6 protein-coding genes are annotated in these 3,518 nt (G+C 69.3%); 3 read left to right on the forward strand and 3 right to left on the reverse strand.

The window, feature by feature from the left end:
• Positions 1 to 209, reverse strand: a 209-nt coding sequence (locus tag F3J18_RS36050) for a GntR family transcriptional regulator (RefSeq protein WP_166916921.1), incomplete at its 3' end; no start/stop codon positions are given.
• A gap of 97 nt (positions 210 to 306) precedes the next feature.
• Between F3J18_RS36050 and F3J18_RS36055 the strand changes: the two genes are divergently transcribed.
• Positions 307 to 972: a pyridoxamine 5'-phosphate oxidase family protein gene (locus tag F3J18_RS36055; RefSeq protein ID WP_166916923.1), complete on the forward strand. Its 666-nt coding sequence runs from the start codon at positions 307 to 309 to the stop codon at positions 970 to 972.
• 154 nt (positions 973 to 1,126) lie between these two features.
• Here F3J18_RS36055 and F3J18_RS36060 read toward each other — a convergent pair whose 3' ends face one another.
• Both F3J18_RS36060 and F3J18_RS36065 read right to left on the reverse strand, forming a co-directional pair.
• Complete coding sequence (locus F3J18_RS36060; protein ID WP_166916925.1) at positions 1,127 to 2,290, reverse strand: hypothetical protein; 1,164 nt, start codon at positions 2,288 to 2,290, stop codon at positions 1,127 to 1,129.
• Positions 2,291 to 2,409: 119 nt separating this feature from the next.
• Entirely contained in the window at positions 2,410 to 2,667 is a 258-nt protein-coding gene (locus tag F3J18_RS36065) for a hypothetical protein (protein ID WP_025101996.1), read from the reverse strand.
• Between the two features lie 195 nt (positions 2,668 to 2,862).
• On the opposite strand from F3J18_RS36065, the gene F3J18_RS36070 reads away from it, so the two are divergent.
• Positions 2,863 to 3,132 carry a hypothetical protein gene (locus tag F3J18_RS36070; protein WP_166916927.1) on the forward strand — a complete coding sequence of 90 codons (270 nt, stop codon included), beginning with the start codon at positions 2,863 to 2,865 and terminating at the stop codon, positions 3,130 to 3,132.
• A gap of 81 nt (positions 3,133 to 3,213) precedes the next feature.
• A partial coding sequence (locus tag F3J18_RS36075; protein ID WP_166916929.1) for a hypothetical protein occupies positions 3,214 to 3,518 on the forward strand: 305 nt, incomplete at its 3' end.

Here is a 3,518-nt window from a genome sequence, read left to right on the forward strand (position 1 = left end):
TGCTCGTAGGCGTGCAGCACGGTGTTGCGGGCGATGCCGAGCAGCTCGGCCAGCGTGCGCGAGGAGGGCAGGGCCGTGTCGGCATCGAGCCGACCTTGCAGGATCGCCTCGCGCAGGCAGGCGTAGAGGCGATGCTGGCGTGGCTGGCGCGCTTCGTCGGCGCTGCCGGCGGGCTCGAGGAAGGCGGCGAACAGGACGCGGAAATCCATCGTGGCTCCAAGAATTGATGATCGGCTGGATCTAGGCATGGTGCCATGGTTTGCGTATCGTCCGGTGCTTTCCATCCCGTCATTCCGGAGCCAGGCCATGAACGAAGCCCCCGCCAGGGATCTCCCCAGCTCGGAGCGCACCCGCGTGCGCCGTGTCGCGCAGCGCGCCCATTACGATCGCGCCACGCTGGAGGCGATCGTCGACGCGGCCCATGTCTGCCATGTCGCGTTCGCCGACGAGCAGGGCGTGCATTGCATTCCCACCGCCTGCTGGCGCGACGGCGATCATCTCTACATCCATGGTTCGAACGGCAGCCGGATGCTGAAGCTGGCCGCGTCCGGCGCGCAGGTCTGCGTGAGCATCACGCATCTCGACGGCCTGGTGCTGGCGCGCTCGGCCTTCAATCATTCGATGAACTATCGCTCGGCGATGATCTACGGCTGCTTCGAAGTCGTGCCCGAAGCGCGCAAGGGTGCCGTGCTCGACGTATTCCTGGAACAGCTCGCGCCGGGGCGCAGCCGCGAGGCGCGCCCCGGCAATGCCAAGGAGCTGGCGGCGACCACGGTGCTGCGGATCGGCTTCGACGAGGTAGCGACCAAGGTTCGCCAAGGCGGCCCGAAGGACGACGAGGAGGATCTCGGCTTGCCGGTCTGGGCCGGCGTGCTGCCGCTGGGTGTGGCGCGCGGGGCGCCGATCGTCGAGGCGGCGCCCGATGGCACGCCCGCTTATGTGCGCGACTGGGAGCGCGTCGTTCTCGCCTGAGCACGGGCGCGGCGCCGGATTGCCAGCGCTCCGGCGGCTGCCGAAGCAGCCTCGGCAGCGCTGGACCCGCCCTCGTCGGCGAGTGGCGCTTCAGCCGGTCGTGAGAGGGGGCAAGCGGCCTTCAGTCGGCCTTTGGTCGGCCTTTAGTTGGCCTTCAGTCGGCAGTATCCCCGCCCTTCGGCAGCTTCGACCAGGCGGCGCGCCCCGGCAGCGGCGACCAGGCCGGGCGCGCCGCCTTCGCCGTGTCGATCACCACCAGGTAGCGGCCCGCGTCCGGCGTCGGCTCGCGCGGCTGGTCGCGCAGGATCCACGGCGCCTCGCCCTCGCTCGCGCGCGTCTCGTAGTCGGCATCGAGGATGCCGCGATGGTCGAGGAAGGCATTGAGCGAGCCGGGAATCCGCACGCAGCCCTTCGAGTGGCGGATGCCGAGCAGCGGCTCGAGCTTGTCGGGATCGGTGGAATGCATCTGGAAGCGCATCGGCGAGGTGCCGCCCTTGCCCCAGCCGCGCTGGCCGTCCACCCAGCCGAAATCGAAGATGCGCCGGCCGGCCGCGCCATAGCCGCGGATCCTGTTCTCGTTCTCGGTTCCCTCGGCGCGGAAATCCATGTTGACGGGCGAGTGCTCGAACACGCCGGTGGGCGTGACGAAGTGGTCGTACTGGCCCGGCAGCCCGGTGCCGACGGGCGAGGCGCCGATCAACTGCCACTCGTTGCCGGGCGTGGTGCGGAAGTAGACGAACAGCGCCTGGACGTTGCGCGCGCGGTCGACCAGCACCACGTATTCGCCGGCCAGCTCGCCGTGGCCCTTGGCGGCCAGCGCCAGCTGCAGCCGCGTCGCGTATTCGCGCTGGGCCGCGGCCGGCACCGTCAGGCGCCGCGTGACTTCGCGCGCGTAGGTATCGCGCATCGCCAGCGCGCGCCGGGTGATCGCCAGGGCTTCGTCGGCGTTCTTCGGCGCGGGATGGAACACGGGCGGGGGGAGTTCGGCGGGGACCTCGGGCGCTTCGGCGGCAGAGGCCGACGAGGCGGCCGAAGCGCTGGCGCCGGAGGTTGCCGAAGCGGCGGACGCCGTGGAAGCCGAAGCCGCGTCAGCGTGTGACGACGGTTTGGCCGCGGCAGGCTCTGCAGCGGGTGCCGCAGCCTTGCCGGCCGGAGCCTGCGCTGCGGAAGCGGGCGCTTGCGCCGGAACGTCGGCGGCCAGCACCGGCGCGGGCAGGGTGCCGAGCATGGCGAATGCCGCGCAGGCCAGGCAGGCGATCGCACGCCCGCGATGAGGAGCGGGGTGCCATGACGACGGGGCGTCGAATTGTTCTGGCATCAGGGGGCCTCGTGTCAACAACGATGACGGTGAGGCATGGCTGGCCCGAATTCGTTCGGCCGGGGTTGTGACGACTTGTAAGCGGGGTCGGAGCGCAGGAGTTCATGCGGCGAAGCGGTTCAGCCGAGATCCTCGTCGATTTCCTTGCGCTCGCGGCGCTCCTCGTTGCCGCGCCGGGCGCGCAGGCGCTGGCGGGAGAGCACCGAGATCACCTCGCCGGTGCTGGCGCCGGCCGGGATTTCATTGCGGATCACCTTGGCGACCAGCGGCAGGCCGGCCCGCTGTCGTTTCAGCGCGCGGGCGATCGCACCCCGGCACGCCGGGCCGTGGCATTCCCATTCGTCGCGGATTCGTTCGCAGTAGCGGCATTTTTCCATCCACAGAGTCTAACCGGAATCAACCTTGCGCTCGGGGCGGGCCGCAACGGCCCGGAGCGGGGCGATGGGCATCGGTGAGGCTCGCGGTCGTCAGTTACCCGAAGCAAGTTGGTTGCATGCGGGACTGGTTCGCCGGGATCGGGGGGCGGCGACGAGCGGAACGTGCAGCCTCGATTGCGAGCGAAAACGTGCACGATGGCCATCATTGCTGTCGCATCGTGGACACGCTTCGCGCCCGCCCTCGACGGCCCCTGGAACGGCTGGTTTGCAAAGCAGCAAACCTGCTGCATCGATGCCGTCGATGGCACGCGATGCAATCCGAAGGCCGATGTTGCGACGCGAAATGATCAACTGCCGAATCAGGAATTTCGTGCTGTTTCGCCAGCCGGATTTGATTCCTATGACGAAAAAATTATCGGGCCCATCAGGGTGAATACCTACATAAAAGCGCTGATAGCGGTATAGTAGGCGCGCTCGCCGGCGCCTCCCCAGCGCCGGCCGAAATTCCGGCGGGCTGCGCCGCCATCCGTGATTTCACCCTGGACGATGCAAGAAACCCTGTTGCTCATTGCCGCGTCGATCGGCGTCGCGATCATCGCGATCGGCGCCGGCGTCTGGTTTGCCGGACGCCAGGCAAGACGGAATCCCTATGCCCGTCACGCGCTGGTGCGCGAGGCCGTGCCCGCCGAGCGTCGCGCGGATACCGATCCGGTCGCGTCCCATCTCGCTTCTCGCCTGGTTTCTCCCGCCGTTGCCGGTTTCGTGCCGCCCGTTGCCGACGCCGCCGCCAAGGGGCGCCGGGCGGCCGATGGCGCGACCGCGCTGGGCTCGGCGGCCCGCGACGCGCAGGC

Source organism: Burkholderia sp. Ax-1720 (assembly GCF_011753035.1).
Classification (GTDB): domain Bacteria; phylum Pseudomonadota; class Gammaproteobacteria; order Burkholderiales; family Burkholderiaceae; genus Burkholderia; species Burkholderia gladioli.

What these genes read in the sequence shown, in the direction of transcription:
- F3J18_RS36070 (WP_166916927.1), top strand. Translation starts at nt 2,863, where the DNA reads ATGGCCATCATTGCTGTCGCATCGTGGACACGCTTCGCGCCCGCCCTC.
- F3J18_RS36065 (WP_025101996.1), bottom strand. Translation starts at nt 2,667, where the DNA reads ATGGAAAAATGCCGCTACTGCGAACGAATCCGCGACGAATGGGAATGC.
- F3J18_RS36055 (WP_166916923.1), top strand. Translation starts at nt 307, where the DNA reads ATGAACGAAGCCCCCGCCAGGGATCTCCCCAGCTCGGAGCGCACCCGC.
- F3J18_RS36060 (WP_166916925.1), bottom strand. Translation starts at nt 2,290, where the DNA reads ATGCCAGAACAATTCGACGCCCCGTCGTCATGGCACCCCGCTCCTCAT.